The following is an 18,565-nucleotide window of genomic DNA, read 5'->3' on the forward strand; positions in this document are numbered from 1 at the left end:
CACTCTCTTGTGTTGCACAGCTTGCTTACCGTCGAAACTATCATTGAGCCATGACTTCCCGGGAGCCACGCCATGCCGAATGGATGGGCCTTGCCCTCGCCGAAGCACGCCGGGCGCTGGCCACCGACGACGTGCCGATCGGCGCAGTCGTGATCGGACCCGACGGCGCGGTCCTCGGTTCCGGCCGGAACGAACGGGAGGCGCTCGGGGACCCGACGGCGCACGCGGAGATGGTGGCCATTCGGGCGGCAGCGGCCCGGCTGCGGGAACGGCGCGCACAGGACGGGCAACGCGATGACGGCTGGCGACTGGAGGACTGCAGCCTGGTGGTGACGCTGGAGCCCTGCGCCATGTGCGCGGGGGCGGTGGTGCTGGCCCGGATTCCCCGGGTTGTCTTCGGCGCCTGGGACGAGAAGGCCGGGGCCGCGGGTTCGGTGTTCGACATCCTCCGCGAGCGCCGGCTCAACCACTGGGTGGAAGTGTATGCCGGGGTCCGGGAGCCTGAGTGCGCGGCGTTGCTGTGGGACTTCTTCGCCGGCCATCGCGGCAACTGATCCTCGGACCCGCACGGCTCTCCCCTATCTGCTGCTTACTTGCCGCCGGCGGCGGCGCCGGCGGAGCGTGCGGCGGCGGAGCGTGCGGCGGCGGCGCCGGCCAGGGCGTCGATCCGTTTCTGCCGGGTGGCCGGTGAGTCGAGGCTGAAGGCCCGGAAATCGCCCAGGTCCTCGCGGATCCAGGCCTCCATCTCGGCGATCCGCCGGGTCACGGCCGGCGTCGGGCCCTGGAACAGCCAGGACACGATCCGCTCCTTGCCCGGTTCGTACTGCCACAGGCCGATGATCCGGCCCCGGTCCAGGATCGGGTGGTCCGGCAGATCCGCCTGCAGCGCCAGCGAAGCCACGACCTGCCCATCAATCCTCTCCCCGTCAGGGCCTTCCGCCGCCAGCAGTTCCGCGGCGTTCCGGCGCAGCAGCACCAGCGAGTCCGTACCGGCGAGCAGCTGGATCTGTTCCTCGGCCGGTTCCTCGAAAACGGCCAGGCGTTCGACGTCGTCGGGCAGCATCCACAGCATGTCACCGGTGGCGGTGGGCACCTCGACGGCGCCGACGGCGGCCAGCGCCGCCTTGCTCTGCGCCACGGTGAAAGCCGTGAACCATTGCGACTGCTTGAGCGTGGCCCCGCCGGTCCAGCCAAGGTAGCGGCGGATCAGTTCGGCGCGGATCCCGTCGTCAGCCAGGGGACTGTCGGGCAGGTTCCACAGCTCGTAGCCATAGCGCTGCTGGTCGAGGCGTCCATTGGTCGGGACCCGGCGGATCCGCCCCTGCGACTGCAGGATGCCGAGGGCGGTGGGCAGGGTAGTGGCGGCGCCCTTCCTTTTGCCTTCTTCCCCGAGGTTGCGCACCGAGTCGCCGAGCTCGTCCTTCAACTGCCGGGGATCCATGGGAACACCGGCTTCGGCGAGGGTGTGCAGGACCTGTTCCTCCAGGAGGGTGATTTCGCCGCGGTCGACGCCGAGCCTTCCGAGCACCCGGATGGCCTCGGCGGCATCTTTGCCCAGCTTGAGGGCCCAGCCGAAGTCCTCGCGGCCCAGAACATAGGTACAGCCGCGGGCCGCGGGCAGTTCCAGGATCCGGTGGGCGCGGACATCGGCGTCAACCTGATCCCGGCGGATGCCCGCGCGGGCAAAGAGCGTCAGGTACGGGTTGGCGCCGCCGACGGAACGGGCCCAGCCGGCCCGCGCGAAGACCTCTTCCGCGGTGCGGCCGGCGAGGGAACCGTCCAGGCCCTGCTTGTGCCAGGCCCAGGCGCGGAGCAGCTCGGGCGTGAGCGTCCTGGCCGGAGGAATGTTCGCGGTCGGAGGCTGCGCGGTGAGCGGCTCTGGCGTCATGGGGTCATTGTCCACCAGCAGGTCCGGCAGGGGAATCATCTGCCGGCGGCAGTTCCGCCGGGCTGGTCCGCGGGCGGCTCCCCCGGGCCGCTCCCCGGGCCGCTCCCCTGGCTGGTCCCCGGATTGCTTCCCGGGTTCCCCGCGGACCCTGCGCGCAGGGCTTCGACCACTGTCCGTGCAGTGCTGTCCCAGCCGGGCAGGTGGTTCCTTGCGGCCACGGCGGCCGACTGCCAGCGGGTGCGGAGCGCGGTGTCGGTGAGCCAGCGGTGCAGGATTTCGGCGAGCGGTGACGGGTCCGCGGCGAGGGCGACGGCGGTGCCCGGCAGGGTGCCTGCCCCGGCTGCGGGGGCACCCGGAAGGGTGTCCGGCTTCCGGCTTTGCGGCGTGCCGGCCGCGAGCGCTTCCACGGCTCCGGTGCCGGCGCGCACCACCACGGGGACGCCGCGGGCAATCGATTCCGGAACGACGAGTCCGTAGGTCTCTGCCCGGGAGATGAGCAGGCTGAGGTCCGCGCTGGCCCATTCGGCCTCCAGCGCCCCGCCCCGCAGTTCGCCCGGAATGCTGACGCGGTCCTGGAGCCCCAACCGACGGACGGTGTCCCGGAGCTGCGCGGCGTACGCCGGGTCGGCGGAGTCGGAGCCGACGAGGGCCGCCGTCCACGGCAGCTCGGTGAGCAGGGACAGCGCGTCGAGCAGCAGCGACTGGTCTTTGTTCGGCAGCAGGGCCGCCATGGCCAGGAGGTGAGGGGGCTCCGAACCGCTGGCGAGCGGGGCGGACACGGTGCCCGGGAGCGCGACCGTGATGCCGGCGAGTCCGTGCCGGGCGCGGAGCCCGGCCGCCGCTGAACTGCTTGTGCAGATCACCCCGGCCGCTTCCCGGAGCGCCCGTCGTTCCAGTCCCGGGTCCTCGAGCGGCATGTGCAGCAGGATCCAGGCCGGCCGTCCGGCGGCGGCCGCGGCGGCGAGTTCCTCCGGCGCCCCGCCGGCGAGCAGCCCGTCGACCAGGGTGACCCGGTGGCTGGCTCCGGAGCCGCCGTCGGGGTGCAAGCCGTCCGAATGCAGGCCGTCGGTACCCAGAACAGCGGCCAGCCGCCGTCGGTCTTCCGGGCTCCCCCCGGGCCAATCGCCGTCGAGCGGGCAGGTCTCCACCTCTACGCCCTGGAGGGTCAGCTCCCGGGCGAGGGCGGCGTTATAGACGTTCCCGCCGGAGTTGTGCCGGACATTGCCGGGCACCACCAGGCGGAGGTGGAGGCCGGACGGCTGCACCTTGGGTCCTAGCGGGCGTCGAAGTCGAGCGAGTAGGTGGCCCAGGCATCCGGGGTTTCGCGGAGCGTGACGTCCAGCCCGGCCAGGTCGCGCCCGTCCTGGCCAGCGCGGATCTTCGATGCCACGGCGTCGGCGACGTACTGGGCCAGGGCCTCGGTGGTGCTGAGCTTTCCGGCGAAGTCCGGGTGCTCGTCCAGGTTCTTGAAGTTGAGGCCTTCGAGGACGGAATCCAGCATGTCCCCGGCCTCGCCGATGTCCAGCACGATCGAGTCCTCGTTCAGCGCGCGACGGCGGAAGGTCACCTCCGTGACGAAGGTGGCGCCGTGCATACCCTGGGCGGGGCCGAAGGCCGGACGGGGAAGGCTGTGGGCAATCATGAAGTTGCGGCGGACGGTCAGGCTGAACACGGTCTTACCTCGTGGCTTCTGTGGGAGTGGAATCGCTGGGACGGTATCCAATGGCAGGCTTGTCGATGACTGGGTATTCAATGACGTGGCAAAGTGCGTCCAGGCTTCCGTCGGACAGCCGCTGGACGACGTCGGGAAGCTCCCCGAAGCTGGAGGACCCGGTGACGAAGACGTCGAAGACGGGGTCCCGCAGCAGGGAGGCGGCAAGCTGGAGCCGCTCCGCAGTGGTGCGGCGGTGGCGCCGCGCACGGGCCACCACCCCGACCTGGCTGGCACGGATGGAGAGCCGGCGGGCATGGAAGTCCTGCCCCAGCGGCAGCGTGACGGTCCGGTCGGCATACCAGGACATCTCGATGATGTCGCCTTCGTCGCCCGCCAGCTGCAGGCTCCGCTCCAGGCCAGCCTGGGACGCGGAGCAGTGGATCACGATGTCGCAGTCCGGCAGGGCGTCGTCGGGGTGACTGAACTCGACACCGAGGGTCGCCGCGAAGGAGCGCTTGTCCGGGTCGATGTCGATCAGCTGCAGCCGTCCGAGCGGGAAGGCGCTGAGGAGCTTGGCCACCATGCCGCCGACGAGTCCGGCGCCGATCACGGCGACGCGGTCACCCAGGCGGGGGCCGGCTTCCCACAGCCCGTTGACGGCTGTTTCGACGGTTCCGGTGAGGACCGCACGGCGGGCGGGGACGCCGTCGGGGACAACGGTGAGCGACTCGGCCGGGACCACGTAGCGGTCCTGGTGCGGGTACAGGCAGAAGACCGTCTTGCCCAGCAACTCCGCCGGGCCGTCCTCGACGATGCCGACGGAGAGGTAGCCGAATTTCACCGGGCCGGGAAAGGAGCCTTCCTGGTTGGGGGCGGCCATTTCCGCCGCGACGCATTGCGGCACGCGGGCATTGTGGACGACGAGTTCCGTGCCCTTGCTGATGCCCGAATACAGGGTGCGGACGAGGGCCTCGCCCGGTCCGGGGGCGTGCAGGTCCTCGCGCCGGAGTTCGCCTTTTTCGGGTCCGACGGTCCAATATGCGGTTGCTGTTGCCTGCTGTTCAGAAATACTCATCCTGCTTATGAATCTAGTGCCCCCGGCAGGGCGGGGGAAGTCCGGCGCGCCCGTCGCGGGTCGCCGCGGGCCCTGGACGAGCGCCGGCGGTCCGGCCGTTTGGGGATGAGCGCCTTGCTCCGGTAGCCTATACGGGTTGGTGACGTGTCCGAGCGGCCGAAGGTGCAACACTCGAAATGTTGTTTGGTGTCAAAGCCAACGTGGGTTCAAATCCCACCGTCACCGCCAAGTGAGCAGGCGTCTACATCGTTGATAACACAGCGAAGTAGGCGCCTTCGCTTTTTGTAATTTAGTCCCGTGAGCGCACTTTGAGCGCAACCTGCTGTGATGCAGCGGCATCGAGCGCGACGGCGACAGCGTCGAGATCATCCGGGAATAGATCTGCGTAGGTGTCCAGCGTCATCGTGGCGGAGGCATGCCCAAGCATTGCCTGGACGCTTTTCACGTTCGCCCCTGCTGAGATCGCCAGCGATGCTGCGGTGTGGCGGAGGTCGTGAATCGTCATCCGTTCAAGACCCGCCCGGCGTAGTGCGTTCACAAACCATCCATTGCTGGTCTGATTAGTACCGCTTCGTTTCATGTACCTGCCGTCCTCCCCAGGAAACAGCAGGTCGTCGGGGTGCTTACCCGCCATCTGACCGGCGAGCGCATCCGCCAGAAACGCTGGGAAGGGAACGCTGCGCTTCTTGTGCGTCTTCGGAGTGCCCACCTCGATCTTGCTCCCCACCTCGACGGCATTTAGGACCACGTTGAGACGGCGACGCATGGGGTTGACATCCTTGACCCGGAGCGCCGTCACCTCACCCCAGCGGAGTCCTGTGTAAGCGAGGACAAGAACCATAGTGCCGTGCTTCGCCTCAGCGGCGAGATCGTGTACCTGCTGGTGGGTCAGATAAACGTGCTCTTTCTTGACCTTCCGGGGCATCTTCACCCCCCGGGCGACATTCGACGAGAGCCTCCGGTCCTTCACCGCGATGTCCAGAATCTTGGCAAGGATGCCGTAACAGCGGATGACAAGCGTGGCAGACTTCTCGGCGCTTAGCTTGGCTACCCACGCCTGCACATCAGAGTGGCGGATGTCGGCAACGGGGGTCTTGCCCCAGCGAGGTTCGACGTGGACGCGCCAAGCGCTTTCGGTTGGCCGCAGCGTTGAGGGCTTGATGTGCGTGAGGTTCTCCAGCCATGCCCCACCGAGAACAGACACCGTGACCTTGCCCGCTGAGACGTTGATGAACTCACCTCGGGCCTGTTCCACAACGTTCTGCGACTTCCACAACTCGGCGTCGCGCTTGGTCTTGAAACCTCGCTTCATCGATGTGGTGCGGTCCGGCTTCCGGTAGCGGACCGTGTAGGTTCCGCGTGCTTCATCTTTGGAGATTGTCGCCATGTCACGTCACCGCCTCTGCTGCCTGCCGCACGTGCTCGCCTGGGTGATCATGCCCACCCATACCTGCAATCGTCTGTCGGATGCCCTGACGGGATCTGTACAGGTCACTGCTACGCATTTGTCGACTCCTGTTTGAGCAGGCGGCTCGCACTGGACTGACTGACACCCAATACTTCCTGAATCAGCTTTAGCTCAGGCTGACCAAACGCCCGAGCAATGACGAATAGTCGTTCAGCTTGCGTCCGCCGCCAAACCTCAAGGTCCTGCTTCTTGTGGGGTACGCGCTCCCAATAGAGTTCCCCGTCTTCGAGCGTCAGGCGGTCCGGGTAAGGAAGCTTATAGTCGCCCCCACTCTGGAGCCCGAAGCTGGTTTTCCGCATGACTTCCCCAAACGCCTCCTGGACCCGCACCCTTCGAAGAATGGTTCCAGTGATGGGTTCCGCCCCTTCGCCTTGGACGACCGTCAACCTGCGTATCTCGTATTGCTCGGAGTCGCGGTTGAAGGTGGCCACAAATTCAACTTCCACTGATCGATCGCCGTAAGATCCCGAGTTCTTGACCTCTGCCGGAAACTTCAGCCCCGCGCCTGCATTGATGTTTTTCATGCATCTGACGCTAACAGATGTGAGCACACGACTACAATCAGGTCTCCAAAAATACGACTAGTTGACACAAGATTGTTCCCGTGATTGTATATGAACATCAATCCACTGGGCACCTCATTCAAATAATGTGCCCAGAATGCCACAGGAGGAACAGATGTCTCGAAAGCGCCCCAATGACCACCTTGCACCAAGTGAGGTTCTCTACCGCCCTGACATGGCGGCGAACTACACCGGCTACAGCCGCCAGACGATGGCCCAATGGCGATACCTGGGCAAAGGCCCCCGGTACCTGCGGCCGACTCCACGCACCATCATCTACCGCAAGTCTGATCTCGATGCCTGGCTGTCAGCCAGCGTGGTCGATCCCGCAGCCAGCTAATCCAGCAAAAAGCCGGGTTCACCCGAAACGACAAAACCCGGCTCTTGCTTCTAACGAAAGGTGTGACGGTGAGCATCCGAACACAAACCCATACTAGGACGGGCGCATCGGCTCGCCTGAGGCGGAAGAGAAGACCCTCCTTGGAGATCGAGGTTGACTTCAGCCGCGTCGCCGAAAACTCCCCGCAGGCAAAGGCGCTCCGGATACCTGCCGGTGTGAATGAGATGACTCCCCTCAATGCGGCGCTGGCTTACGCAAGGGCGGGCATCTATGTAGGAACGCTCGCACCGGGCACGAAGAATCCGGGCTCTCTCTTGAAGAAGGGTTGGGACACCAAAACCAGTACGGACCCTGCTGTAATCCGAGCATGGTTCGAAAAGTGGCCCGACGCCGGAGTGTTCATCCACGCAGGTCGAAGCGGGCTGGCCATTTTCGACTACGACGGCGACAACCTCGACGATGTTCCGCCCGAGATAGCGGATGAACTACGCAAGGGGTTGTTCCACAGCTCCCGCGGTTCCGGTGACCGGGGGCACTACGTTTTTTGCACTGATGAATCACTTGGCAACTCCCCCGGTGAGTTCGCACCCTGGGGTGACTTCCGAGGCAAGAACGGTGTCATCGTTGCCTCCCCCACAATCCACCCCGTAACGGAAAACCCTTACAAGTGGGTTAGGGCAGGGGAAGTGCCGAATCTGGAAGCCAGCCTGCGGAGCCTTGTGCAGTCTGCCGGTATAAGTGCGAACGAGCCGCTATCCCCGGCTCACCTCACGACCTTCTGCCGGGAACACACCACGTCCAAGCACCCCGGCAAGATCGACGGGCCGGTCACCAGCTTCCGAACCCGAGTTGGCGAAGGCGAATCTCGGCACGGAGCTATGGTCGCCGTTCTTGGCTGGGCAGTCCGCGAAGTGCGCGCTGGCGATTACTCCGCTGATCAAGCAGTTGATGCCCTCAGAGAGGCATGGGACAAGGCCTTCTCACCGGCACAAGGTCGTACGCCTCATGCCCAAGAGTTCGACAACATGGTTAGGTGGGCCGCCGCCCAGCCCGACGCTCGCGAAGTTGCCGATGAAATCTGGGCTATGTCCGTGGTCATGGGCCTGATCAAGCGCTTCGCCAACGATCACGGCGTCGGTCCTTTCGGCATGTTGGGCCTCGGTATCATCCGTGCGCTGCTAGCGGTACCCGCCTACGTATGCCTACCGGATACCGTCGGGACCCCTGCGCCTCCAAACCTGCACTTGGCGATCGTTGCCAAATCCGGCGCGGGCAAGGGCATGAGTGAAAAGCTTGGTCGGCGTCTCTACACCCTTCCCGCATCCGTCGAAGAGGACGTCTTCCAAGGCTCCCCAGGCTCGGGAGAAGGCGTCGCCAAGATGTTTGGCTCGCTTCAGCCAGTCGATGGTCAGAAGGGTTTTGAGGTTGTCTACGGCTACACCCGTGTCCTTCTGTCAGCCCCTGAGGTCGACAGCCTGAAAGCCATGTTCGGTCGGGACAGCAGCACGCTCTCCGAAACGCTACGGAAGGCTGGTACCGGCGAGGCGTTGGGCTACGGGTACGCGAACAAGTCCAAGAACATACCCGTTGGCGATGATCGCTACCGCCTGTGTATGCAGGTAGGGGTGCAACCCCTCCGTGCGGACGCATTGTTCAGCGAAGCAGGTGGTGGCCTCCCCCAGCGCTTCGTATGGGTGACTGTAAACGACCCCGACGCGGTGGATACCGACCCGGAGTCCAGAAGTTCTGCAACCATCGCCTTGCCGGAATGGCCGCACGAGCGTCACCGAACAGAACGTTGGAAGTCCAAGATGGGCGAGGCTGCAGGCTATGAGGAGCTCACCCACGTCACAATCCCCAAATCCGTTGAAGCCATCATCCGTTCAGAAAACTTGCGCCGACGCCGCGAAGACCCGTTTGAGACCGGCGAAAGCGACAAATATGACGGTCACCGTCTCTTGGTTATCGAGAAGGTCGCGCTCGGGATTGCGGTCCTCCACGGGAAGACTCACGGTTTTGACGAGATCCACTGGGAGATGGCGCAACGCTTCATGACCCACAGCGACTGGGTTCGGGAAAGCACCGAGCAGGTCATGCGGGGCGAGGCGCAGAAGAAACATCTGGCCCGAGCTAAGGCTGAGGGCAAGGCTGCTGTGATCCGGGACGACGCTGCCCACAACACCATGCGTCGGGAGGTCCGCGAAGTTGTTCTCATTCTCCTGAAGGAGGGGCCAAAAACAGGCTCGGCATTCTCAAAGAAGTTTGGAGAGGCCAAGCGCAAGCTACTGCCCGAGGTTCTCGATGACCTCCGCCGGAACGAAAAGTTGATCACGCGGCAGCGCGTCGCCTCGGGAAATACCGAGGGGTGGCGATACTCCTTGCGATAACCCAGCAGCCTCTACCAATAGCCGCAAGATCCACCATCCGAAAGGAAGTACCACCATGAATGAACAGCCAACCCCCTACACGCCGCCCAGGCGACGCTCACGCATCACGGTTGTAAAGGGTGCGCCAGTCGCGCCCGTGACTCTGTCGCCGCTAATCGATGGCATGGTGACAGGCACCTTGGGCAACGTCACGCTGACGTCTGCCGTGTACGTTCAGCTCGCGACAGCACACCGTGTCGATAGGCCCCTCGCCTGGGTGCGTTTCGACGGCACTGTAGAAGTCCTCGGTCTCTTCGACCAGCGACCGGTCAGGACGACCGCCGACTCTGAAGGCCTACCGCAACTGATCCTGACCGGCGGTGCGCGATGACCCTCGTGGACGTCGATTTCACCCGCCCGAAGAACAGATATGAACTGCAACTGCCGGTACCGGGACCTGCGTGGCGTGAAGCTCCGGTCGATACCTACGACGTGCCCGGGGAACGCGAATTGGGCTTGCTGATCGGGAATCTCTACTTCACCGCCGACATGTTCCACATTCTCCCCGAGCACACCGACTGGCGATCAGTGAAGCGTGGCGACATCGCAATCCTGGGCCGGGTCGATCTTGATTGGCACATGCTCGACCTGGTGCTCATGGACGACGACGGATACCTCAAATCCGCCTCGATCAGTTTTCTGTCTATCTGGCTCAAGCCCCAGACCATGCGTTCGTTCCTCTTCCGCTGCTGGGACCTGGCACCCCTAATTTTGACCAACGAAACCCCCTACCAAAGGAGCACCAAATGAACGTCCAAGAATCGATGGCCGCCCACCGCGACGGAACATTCGAGGAGAAGGTTAAGGCCAGCGCCGAGCGCCGTCAGACCGCCAAGGAACGCAAGTCTGAAGGGGGCGTCCAAAAAGGCCGCGACCTCTACGAATCCATGTACCCCACCAAGAAGGAGCAGTAATCATGACCATCACAGCAAAGGCCTACACCCACATCCCCGGCTTCGATGACCACACCAAGGCCGAGAAGCGCATCAATGAAGAGAGCACGAGGAACCGAGCCATCAAGCCCGAAGCCCTGATCTCCACCACGGACTACGTCGAAGCTGCACTGGCCGGTGAGGACTTCCCCAAGGAACCTCATTTCCACAACGAAGAAATCCGGTCCGAAAGGCAGAACGCAGCAGTCTGCGCACAGATGCTCAAGGACGCCTTGAAAGCCGTCCAGGAGCGGAAGCGCGATCTGATCAGGGACAACTCCGATTCCGCCCTCGGTTTCCTCCGTGCCGAACTCGCCAAACTGATGGACGACGTTCGAGCCAACGACGAAGTCCTCGGCACCATCCGAGCTGCAGAACAGGTTCTCGCCGCCAACGATCCGAAAATCCTGTCGGCTTGGGGTGCCAGGGAAGAACTGATCTCCCGCTACAGCGAAATCCGAACTGTTCAGCACGGCCTCACCGCTCCCGGCCTTGCTCAAGGCGAGCCCTTCAAGATCGCCGTCGTGGGGCACATCCGCAATTCATTGGAACTGTCCGACTACTGGCTCAGCAAACGCGAGCGGTCCACGTCCCACCGTGCCGCCAATGACCAGCTCGAAGGCGTCAGGAACTTCGACACATGGCTCGGTGCTGGAGGATCAGCTCTGTTCAAGCACAGCACGTCCGCCATCCCGAGCACTGACATCAACGGGAAGCCGGCCAACCCCTGGGACTATCTGGTGTGGCTCGCAACGGTAGCGGAACCGTGGGTGCCGTCCACCGCCCAAGTTGTTTCCGCCTACGATGCGGCGAATCTCGCTGTTGCCGAAACCGACTACAAGAAGTTCCGTGTCCAAGAAGCCGCAAGGGGCCGGTACTTCGAGGTCATCGGACTGGCCCCGGTTGTCGCCTACTCGAACACTCCTAAAAAAGACGGTGACGACAAGCTCGAGGTCGGCCGCATGAAGCGGTCATCTTGGGGTGAAGCAGGAGCCCGAGCAATGGGTTTCTAGTCTGTAAACCGCGATACCCCGTGCCACTCGCAGGTACGGGGTTTCGTGGTGGATAGCCGCCAATGCAATCGATCAACACGAACGGGAACGCTGCGACAGCGCCCGTGACGCGTTCTGCAGATGCCAGCACGTGCGCTCGTAGGTGATCGATCATCGAACGATTCTTGGACGCTCACAGACGCGCCTGGGCGTTCGGGTCCCCGAGATGCCGCGCACCGCGCTCATCTCCTATCGTCGCTACATGAATTCGATTGCATGGGATGGACGACGTAACCGAAGCATCGACCTGTGAGGTGCCGGTTTTGCACCGGAGCCCTTGAGCCGCATCAGTCGGTTTCGTGCTCGCGGGAGACCTGCCGCAGGGCAGCAAAGCGGGAACGCCAACGGCTTCGCAAGGGCGGGAGCATAGTTCCGGTCGTTCGAGAGGACGACGAAGGAAGCTGGGAGTTCCCGCCCGAGCTTGAGTACCTCGACCAAGACCCAGGCATCACCGTTGACCAGATGCTCACCGCACGGTATGACCCACATCTACGCCGCCGGATCGAGGCAAAGCGAGCCGTCAGACATGCACGGTTACGCGAACGCCTGACCCGTGTGGCGTTACTTTGATGCCAGACGTTCGATTTGGTCAACCCTAAATTCAGGCGCCGCCGTTTGCCCACCCATCATCGTCTTGTATTCGACCAAGCCCTTTACCGTCGCAAGTACCTTGACTTCGTCCTTGTCAACGTAGCTCTTGAGTTGGTCGCAGCTGACCCCTCCCGCCCCCCCGACGAAGAAGGAATTGTGGTTATACCCGAACGTGTCCTCAGGGCGAACATGCGCCGCTTCAGCGCGGAAAGAACAACCACCAGTAGCCGTATCGAACTGGGTCACTCGCGCGTGGAGCACGACCATCTCGCCTTTGTGGCTCTCAGGGTCTTTGACCAGAACCGCAAGATCCCGTTCAGGCATCTCCTTGTAGTCCGTAGCGACGAACGGCTTCGTTGCCGATGGTGCCGCCGGTGAAGGGGTTGGAGACGAGGCAAGGGAAATAGTCACAATTAACATGATTGGGGCGATAAACAGACTGGCGATCGCAAGTCCCTTCAGTCTTTGTCTCTTCGCGAGGGCGACTATGGCGAAAACAACGGCTGCGATGAGAACCAGCCCCGCCACGAACCCGAGAGGCGACCCGACCAAGCCAACGAGGGTCAATGCCGCAGCAGTCACCGCAAGACCAAACTTGGGACGTGGCTTGGCAGCAGGCACAGTCTGAGCGGCTGGCTTCGTCTGATCGGTCCATCCCGAACCGTCCCACCAACGCAAGACCGCTGGATTGTCGGGTTGCGGATACCAACCTGCGGGTGTGCTCATGTTGCCCCCCATGATCGCTCGTTGTAAATTTCCAGCAATCATATGCTGAGCAATAGCGAAAACTGCACGAAAACCTGAATGTCGGTCCGTCATGGTTCAATCGGTTGTACTTGCAATTTAGATGGGGAACTGATGCACCGCACGCGTAACGAGATCGTCGAATCGCTGAAGACCTTCGTGGCCAATTGGTCCGGGTACTCGGGAACGGAGCGTGCTGGAGCTCAGACATTCGTAAACCAGCTCGTCCAGGCTTACACCGGAGTTGAAGACCCCCGCACGCTCGACGCCAGCCACGAGTCACATCTCCCCTTGGACGAGGGCCAACGCCACGGTTTCATCGATTTCTACTGGCCTGAGGTCGTTCTCGTCGAGATGAAGGGACCGAGGGAGTCTGTACGGCTCGCCGAGCACCGACCCCAGATGCTCCGCTATTGGAAGTACTGCGCGACCGATGACATGGCCGCTCCCCCGTTCACCGTCCTGTGTTCCTTTGACCGTTTCGAGGTATGGGAGCCGGGTAGATTCCCCAATGCGCCCAGGGACGTTTTTACCTTGGAGCAGTTGCCGGACTTTGTAGACTCGCTCGCATTTCTGATGGGACGCGGCAAAGTACCCACTTACGGTGGACCCGGCCAGAAGATCACTGTTGGCGCTAGCGCCGACATGATCGGCCTGTTCAACCGGTTGTATGACCGCTTCCACGAGCGCGAGGAATTCGGGCTGAAGGATGACGACCTGCGCCGTTTCATCATCCAGACAACGTGGACACTGTTTGCCGAAGATCTAGGCCTCATTCCAGAGAACCGATTTGCGAACCTCATCAGGGACCTGTCAGCCGATTCCCGCGGTGCAAAGCAGAGAATCCCGGGGAGAGAAGTTCAGTCGTTCCTCGCAGCGATGAACTCCCGGAATGCAATCGATCGCAGTGAGGGGTTCCTTGCAGGGCTCCCCTACGTGAACGGCGGACTTCTCGAATCTGTCCCTTACGTGCCGCTGAACAGCTTCGACCTCGATCTGCTCGTGCAGGCGTCAAAGTACGACTGGCGCTACGTGAACCCGACGATCTTTGGTTCGCTTTTTGAGGGGTGCCTGGGCGACCGACGCCGGCAGTTTGGGGCGCACTACACCCACGAGCAAGACATCATGCAGATCGTGGAACCGACGATCCTGAAGCCTTGGCGTGAGCGCATCGACGGCACCCAGGACTACAAAAAACTGGAGCTTGTCCTCAAGGAGCTGTGCCAGTTCAAGGTGCTCGACCCGGCCTGTGGATCCGGAAACTTTCTCTACCTGGCCTACCGAGAACTCCGCCGCCTGGAGCACTACCTTAAAGACCGCATCGACGACCTCAAGCATGCAGCTGGAAAACCAGTCTCGATGCACCTTGAGTTCTACCCGATCGAAAACTTGTACGGCATCGAGATCGAGCCCTTCGCCGTGCAGATTGCACGACTCACGATTTGGATGGGTCACGCGCAGATGGCCAGAGAGATGAACGTTCAGGGCGACGACCCGCTGCCGCTGCACAACCTTGACACCATCATCGAGGCAGACGCTTTGAAAGCGGAGTGGCCGACAGTTGACGCGATCATCGGAAACCCGCCGTTCATCGGCTACTCACGAATCCGTGAGTCCAACGGCGCGGACTATCTAGACTTCTTGGAATCTGAGTTCCACGCAGGAATCGTGGACCTTTGCGCCTACTGGTTCCGCAAGGCACAGGACCACATGAAAGACGGCCAGAGGGCTGGGTTGGTGGCTACAAACTCCATCCGACAGAACAAATCTCGGCTAGCGGCTTTGGACTACATCATGGCCAAAGGGGCAGTAATTACTGATGCTGTCACCACCCAAGTGTGGCCAGGCGAGGCCAATGTTCACGTTTCGATCGTCAACTGGGTCAAGTCCCCCGCCATCCCGCCGTCTGGCGTTCTTCTGGACAAGGTACCGGTAGCGGGCATAACTAACTACCTGAAAGTAGGTGCAAGCGCTCGGGCCGCTGTTCCTCTCCCCGCTAACCAAGGCATCGGATTCGAGGGGAACAAACCCTCCGGCGGCGGCTTTGTGCTGGAGGACGAGGAAGCGAAATCTCTCCTTTCGCGATCCGACTCCCCATATGAACAGGTCGTGAAACGCTACTTCATCAGCAAGGACATCGCAGCTGAGCCGACGCAGGAGCCGACAAGATGGATCATCGACTTCGGGATTATGGAGCTCGATGATGCGATGGCTTTTCCTGCTGCCCTAGAAATCGTCCGAGCACGGGTGAAGCCATTCCGAGACCAAAATAATCGACCTGCCCGACGCGACCGATGGTGGAGATTCGGTGAAGTCAGCCTTGGTATGCGGCATGCAACTGCCAAGCTCGACAGGTATTTTGCAGTCGGGAGAGTCGGCAAGCGCCCGCTCTTCACCTGGGCTGAGTCCGACTGGTGTTCCGGTGATGCACTAACTGTCATTGCTCGACAGGACGATTGGAGTTTCGGTGTCTTATCGTCGAAAATCCACACTGCTTGGGCGTGGGAACAGTGTTCGACCATGAAATCGGACCTTAGGTACACGCCCAAGACAGCCCTTTGGACTTTCCCGTTCCCGTCGCCTGACGATCCTCAGGGAGACATGATCGAACAAGCGGCACGAGACGTCGTCGCGGAGAGGGAGCACGCCTGCGCGAAACTGGTTGCGATGGGCAAGAACCAGGCGGGACTCACTGCTGTTTACAACGCGATGGACGAAGGGGCTTTCACCGACCTGCGCGCAGCGCACAAACGCCTTGATGAGGCAGTGTGCAGGTCGTACGGCTGGCCAACCTCCGTCCTTGGTGATCAGGCAGAGATCGTGGATCGACTATACGAACTCAACGCTAAGGTCGCTACAGATCCCAGCGACTACGCCCCATTCCGCGAGGGGGAGAGGAACTGATGCCCCGCTTCTCAGAACGCAACGGATACGTCGAGCCACGAACAATCGTCCAAATCGACGACCTAGACAACGAGACGCGAACCCAGATCTGGAATGTTGTCTACGTCTTGAAGATGACCTCATACGATCACTACGGACCCATCGAAATGAACGATACGTTCGCGGTAGGCCTGTGGATTGAATGGAACGAATCTCTTGAGTACCTTCAGGGAACAAGAGGGAAAAGCTTCCTAGGCACGGTCAAGAAAACCGTAGTCAAGGGCACAATGGCCGAAGCGTTTGACCTCGTTGAAGCGTGCATCGAAGCGGTAGGCCATCCGTTGCCTGACTTGCTGAACGACGTCTTCACGAAGTACCTCGTGGGATACCGGGTAGTGAACGGCGAAATTATCCAAGTGACCGAGACGGCCGAGATTGAGGCTATTGAGACCGCATTGGATGTGCTGCAGCCATATGGGGGCGCACGGAAGCATCTGCTGAATGCGCTGTCTCTGCTTTCGAACCGACAAGATCCCCACTACTCGAACGTAGTCAAGGAGTCGATCAGCGCAGTCGAAGCCGTCGCCCGTCATCTGACCGGCGAAAAAACACTTGGAGATGCGCTCAAGAAATTGGAAGCCAAGGGTGTTCCGACACAACGGGCCTTGGTCGATGGCTGGCTAAAACTCTATGGGTACACCAGCGCCGAGGGTGGAATCCGACATGGCAGCATCGAACTCGGCGAAGTGGACGAGGCACTCGCCACCTACTTCCTTGTCACGTGCTCATCGATGGTCGGCTACCTGATCAAGAAAGCGGGAAGCGGGGCGTAGACCGTTGGAAAGTCGTCCTTGGGACTGCTGAGCAAAGTCTCTTAATGTCATCTCGTCGATCCGCCAGGAACGACGAAACGACAAACGAAGGACTGATCAACATGACCGCACGCATTCCGGCCACCCGCAAGACCACCGCCGCCCCGACCGTGAAGCTGTCCGGTGAACTCGTCGAGGTGCCGTCCGTGGCACTCGCCAACGAAGCTGCCGCCGCTGTGTCGATCGCCCAGGACGTTGAAGCCCCCGCCGGCGAAGTTGCCGACGCCACCGCCGAACTTGAAGCCGAAGCGAACGGCACGCGTCAGACCCCGAAAAAGGCACCGGTGAAGAAGCCCGCCAACGCCCCCGCGAAGAAGGCTCCCGCCCCGACCGCACACACCGACTGCACCCACGCCAAGTCCGGCCCCGAAGGCAAGAAGGCACGCGCCGCGTGCCGCCGTGAAAAGGCCGCCGAAGCCGCGAAGGCTGCGAAGGCATGACCCGGGACCAAATGATCGCCGCTGCCGAGTTCGTTCATGCGTCGTTCGGCCCTGATGCCGACCTCGACATCGACGACGATGGCTCCGCGTTCATCACCACGCCGCACGCCACTCTTGAAGGCTTCTTCGCCTTCGACCGCGACGACGTCTCGCGCCTGACGCTCGTCCCGTAACTACAACCCACACCCCCGGCAACGGGGGTTAGTGGTGGATGCGCCCAACCATGCAATCGTGCATCGACGCGCTGACAGCTGTCTGTCGCTGAGACGTCCGTAAAACTCTCCCTGACGATCCAACAATCTCGCTGTGTGCGAATCTGTCACTTCGCTAGTCCGCCCGCTTACACGCTCACTGACGCTCGATTGCATTCATGTGCTGACGACGACGCCTGTGTCCGCGTGCTTGCGCCGTCCGATGATGCCGAATCGTTCAACGCCCGTGTGCCTGTGCCGCTCGCTCCTCTGACGCCATGCGTTGAACTGACGTGCTCTGACATCGCCTGTCGTTGCATCCACGCGTGATGATGCACGCGACGCCTGCTGCCGTCTGACGAGACACCCTGCGTGTCTGCCGGGCGTCTTGCCGCGTTGATCGACGCGACGACCACGGGTCGGCACCCCCTCCCCTGGGCAGTTAATTCCACCCGGTGCGTTCGGGCGCTCGTTTTGTGTACGGGTTTGGGGAAACAATAAATAGTACTTATTGTGCCCTCCGTGGAGCCTTTTCGGAGGCCCGGGGCGGTCCTACATGCAGGGGTAGTCGAACTTGGCGAGTTGTCGTCACCGTTGGGCGGCTCGCCAAGCGGCCAGTCAGCTTATATCCACGGTCAGCCCGTCCTTCCACTCCTCGGGGGTCATGTCACTGTTCCCCTGAAGAAGATCTTCCGCCTTGAGTTGCCTGTCTGACGTCCACTCCACTTGGCGACAAACGAGAACGTCTATTTCTTGACCCGTGAGCGCACAGGCGTAGAGGCGGTGCAGGCCGTCACGTAGCTTTCCATCAGGATCGATCCAGATCGCCGCCACCGTGGGACGCCACACCCAGTCGGACTTGCCGGGCGTGAGCATGTCCACGAAGTGATGAAGCTTGGCTCTGTCGAAAGGCTGGGCTGCGCGCTCCTTCGCATAGTTGCCGCCGAACAGAAGTTTCCGAGCATCGGCTGGGGTAATCGTCTCGAACTGTATTAGAACGTTCTGTTCCACACGCATCTTTCCTCCTTGGTCGGTAAATTCAACAAGCAAGAAATTACAGGGCAATTAATGAAAAAGGAAATGGACCGGAGTTGAATTCGCTAATAGCGGACAAATCATGAATGGCATGATTTAATTCCCGGAATTCCTAAATGTGAACGTGTGAGTCAGTAAACATGACAATAACGGCGCTTTGCAGGCACGGCCGCAATAGCCCCATGAGCGCACACCGTGAGTTAACCTTTCAAATCGGAGCTGAAAATTGCCACTCAGATACGCTGGGGGTGACGGGGTGATGATGGGGTGATGGGCGTACATACCAGTGTTTGCATGGGGTCGACGGGTCGACGGGTTGACGCCTCGTGAGAACGAGCAAACCGGTCAGCCCCTATATATAAAGATAAAGATCATCGCTTCATACACGTATAGGTGATTTTGCTGGTGTTC

Annotated in this window: 19 protein-coding genes and 1 tRNA gene; 12 read left to right on the plus strand and 8 right to left on the minus strand. The window is 61.8% G+C overall.

What is annotated here, in order from left to right; genetic code table 11:
- Positions 1-50 precede the first annotated feature (50 nt).
- On the plus strand, positions 51-554 hold the full coding sequence (locus QFZ69_RS18090) for a nucleoside deaminase (RefSeq protein WP_306913334.1): 504 nt from the start codon (positions 51-53) through the stop codon (positions 552-554).
- Between the two features lie 35 nt (positions 555-589).
- On the opposite strand, the gene QFZ69_RS18095 is transcribed toward QFZ69_RS18090, so the two are convergent.
- The 4 genes from QFZ69_RS18095 to QFZ69_RS18110 are packed head-to-tail and all read right to left on the minus strand — an operon-like array spanning position 590 to position 4,617.
- A complete protein-coding gene (locus QFZ69_RS18095) occupies positions 590-1,888 on the minus strand; it encodes a DNA glycosylase AlkZ-like family protein (protein ID WP_306913336.1) in 1,299 nt (432 codons plus the stop codon).
- 35 nt (positions 1,889-1,923) lie between these two features.
- On the minus strand, positions 1,924-3,153 hold the full coding sequence (locus QFZ69_RS18100; protein WP_306913337.1) for a glycosyltransferase: 1,230 nt from the start codon (positions 3,151-3,153) through the stop codon (positions 1,924-1,926).
- 8 nt (positions 3,154-3,161) lie between these two features.
- Positions 3,162-3,560 (minus strand): 6-carboxytetrahydropterin synthase, encoded by a 399-nt coding sequence (locus QFZ69_RS18105; RefSeq protein ID WP_306913338.1) that lies wholly within the window; start codon positions 3,558-3,560, stop codon positions 3,162-3,164.
- A 4-nt stretch (positions 3,561-3,564) separates the two neighbouring features.
- Positions 3,565-4,617: a zinc-binding alcohol dehydrogenase gene (locus QFZ69_RS18110; RefSeq protein WP_306913339.1), complete on the minus strand. Its 1,053-nt coding sequence runs from the start codon at positions 4,615-4,617 to the stop codon at positions 3,565-3,567.
- A 138-nt stretch (positions 4,618-4,755) separates the two neighbouring features.
- Between QFZ69_RS18110 and QFZ69_RS18115 the strand changes: the two genes are divergently transcribed.
- A tRNA-Ser gene (locus tag QFZ69_RS18115) sits at positions 4,756-4,845 on the plus strand.
- Positions 4,846-4,906: 61 nt separating this feature from the next.
- Here QFZ69_RS18115 and QFZ69_RS18120 read toward each other — a convergent pair.
- Both QFZ69_RS18120 and QFZ69_RS18125 read right to left on the minus strand, forming a co-directional pair.
- Positions 4,907-6,004 carry a site-specific integrase gene (locus QFZ69_RS18120; RefSeq protein ID WP_306913340.1) on the minus strand — a complete coding sequence of 366 codons (1,098 nt, stop codon included), beginning with the start codon at positions 6,002-6,004 and terminating at the stop codon, positions 4,907-4,909.
- Positions 6,005-6,114: 110 nt separating this feature from the next.
- Positions 6,115-6,609, minus strand: a complete 495-nt coding sequence (locus QFZ69_RS18125) for a hypothetical protein (RefSeq protein WP_306913341.1) — start codon at positions 6,607-6,609, stop codon at positions 6,115-6,117.
- A 154-nt stretch (positions 6,610-6,763) separates the two neighbouring features.
- Here QFZ69_RS18125 and QFZ69_RS18130 point away from each other — a divergent pair, with 154 nt between their 5' ends.
- The 6 genes from QFZ69_RS18130 to QFZ69_RS18155 all read left to right on the plus strand — a co-directional run bounded on the left by QFZ69_RS18130 (position 6,764) and on the right by QFZ69_RS18155 (position 11,359).
- Positions 6,764-6,988, plus strand: coding sequence for an AlpA family transcriptional regulator (locus tag QFZ69_RS18130; RefSeq protein ID WP_306913343.1), 225 nt, complete (start codon positions 6,764-6,766; stop codon positions 6,986-6,988).
- Positions 6,989-7,128: 140 nt separating this feature from the next.
- Positions 7,129-9,375, plus strand: coding sequence for a bifunctional DNA primase/polymerase (locus QFZ69_RS18135; RefSeq protein ID WP_306913345.1), 2,247 nt, complete (start codon positions 7,129-7,131; stop codon positions 9,373-9,375).
- A 55-nt stretch (positions 9,376-9,430) separates the two neighbouring features.
- Positions 9,431-9,745: a hypothetical protein gene (locus QFZ69_RS18140; RefSeq protein ID WP_306913347.1), complete on the plus strand. Its 315-nt coding sequence runs from the start codon at positions 9,431-9,433 to the stop codon at positions 9,743-9,745.
- A complete protein-coding gene (locus QFZ69_RS18145) occupies positions 9,742-10,164 on the plus strand; it encodes a hypothetical protein (RefSeq protein WP_306913349.1) in 423 nt (140 codons plus the stop codon). Before QFZ69_RS18140 ends, QFZ69_RS18145 begins: the two co-directional genes overlap by 4 nt.
- The gene (locus QFZ69_RS18150; protein WP_306913351.1) at positions 10,161-10,328 is read left to right on the plus strand and encodes a hypothetical protein; all 168 of its coding nucleotides are present in this window, start codon (positions 10,161-10,163) and stop codon (positions 10,326-10,328) included. Before QFZ69_RS18145 ends, QFZ69_RS18150 begins: the two co-directional genes overlap by 4 nt.
- A 2-nt stretch (positions 10,329-10,330) precedes the next feature.
- The gene (locus QFZ69_RS18155; RefSeq protein ID WP_306913353.1) at positions 10,331-11,359 is read left to right on the plus strand and encodes a hypothetical protein; all 1,029 of its coding nucleotides are present in this window, start codon (positions 10,331-10,333) and stop codon (positions 11,357-11,359) included.
- Positions 11,360-11,959: 600 nt separating this feature from the next.
- Here QFZ69_RS18155 and QFZ69_RS18160 read toward each other — a convergent pair.
- Complete coding sequence (locus QFZ69_RS18160) at positions 11,960-12,715, minus strand: DUF2510 domain-containing protein (RefSeq protein WP_306913355.1); 756 nt, start codon at positions 12,713-12,715, stop codon at positions 11,960-11,962.
- Between the two features lie 132 nt (positions 12,716-12,847).
- On the opposite strand from QFZ69_RS18160, the gene QFZ69_RS18165 reads away from it, so the two are divergent.
- From QFZ69_RS18165 to QFZ69_RS18180, 4 genes are all read left to right on the plus strand, one after another.
- Positions 12,848-15,637, plus strand: coding sequence for a DNA methyltransferase (locus QFZ69_RS18165; RefSeq protein ID WP_306913357.1), 2,790 nt, complete (start codon positions 12,848-12,850; stop codon positions 15,635-15,637).
- The gene (locus QFZ69_RS18170) at positions 15,637-16,449 is read left to right on the plus strand and encodes an AbiJ-NTD4 domain-containing protein (protein ID WP_306913358.1); all 813 of its coding nucleotides are present in this window, start codon (positions 15,637-15,639) and stop codon (positions 16,447-16,449) included. Before QFZ69_RS18165 ends, QFZ69_RS18170 begins: the two co-directional genes overlap by 1 nt.
- 101 nt (positions 16,450-16,550) lie before the next feature.
- Positions 16,551-16,928: a hypothetical protein gene (locus tag QFZ69_RS18175; RefSeq protein ID WP_306913360.1), complete on the plus strand. Its 378-nt coding sequence runs from the start codon at positions 16,551-16,553 to the stop codon at positions 16,926-16,928.
- On the plus strand, positions 16,925-17,101 hold the full coding sequence (locus tag QFZ69_RS18180; protein WP_306913362.1) for a hypothetical protein: 177 nt from the start codon (positions 16,925-16,927) through the stop codon (positions 17,099-17,101). Before QFZ69_RS18175 ends, QFZ69_RS18180 begins: the two co-directional genes overlap by 4 nt.
- 636 nt (positions 17,102-17,737) lie before the next feature.
- On the opposite strand, the gene QFZ69_RS18185 is transcribed toward QFZ69_RS18180, so the two are convergent.
- Complete coding sequence (locus QFZ69_RS18185; RefSeq protein ID WP_306913364.1) at positions 17,738-18,130, minus strand: hypothetical protein; 393 nt, start codon at positions 18,128-18,130, stop codon at positions 17,738-17,740.
- Between the last annotated feature and the right edge of the window lie 435 nt (positions 18,131-18,565).

Origin of the sequence: Arthrobacter sp. V1I7, assembly GCF_030817015.1 — a bacterium.
Lineage (GTDB): Bacteria > Actinomycetota > Actinomycetes > Actinomycetales > Micrococcaceae > Arthrobacter.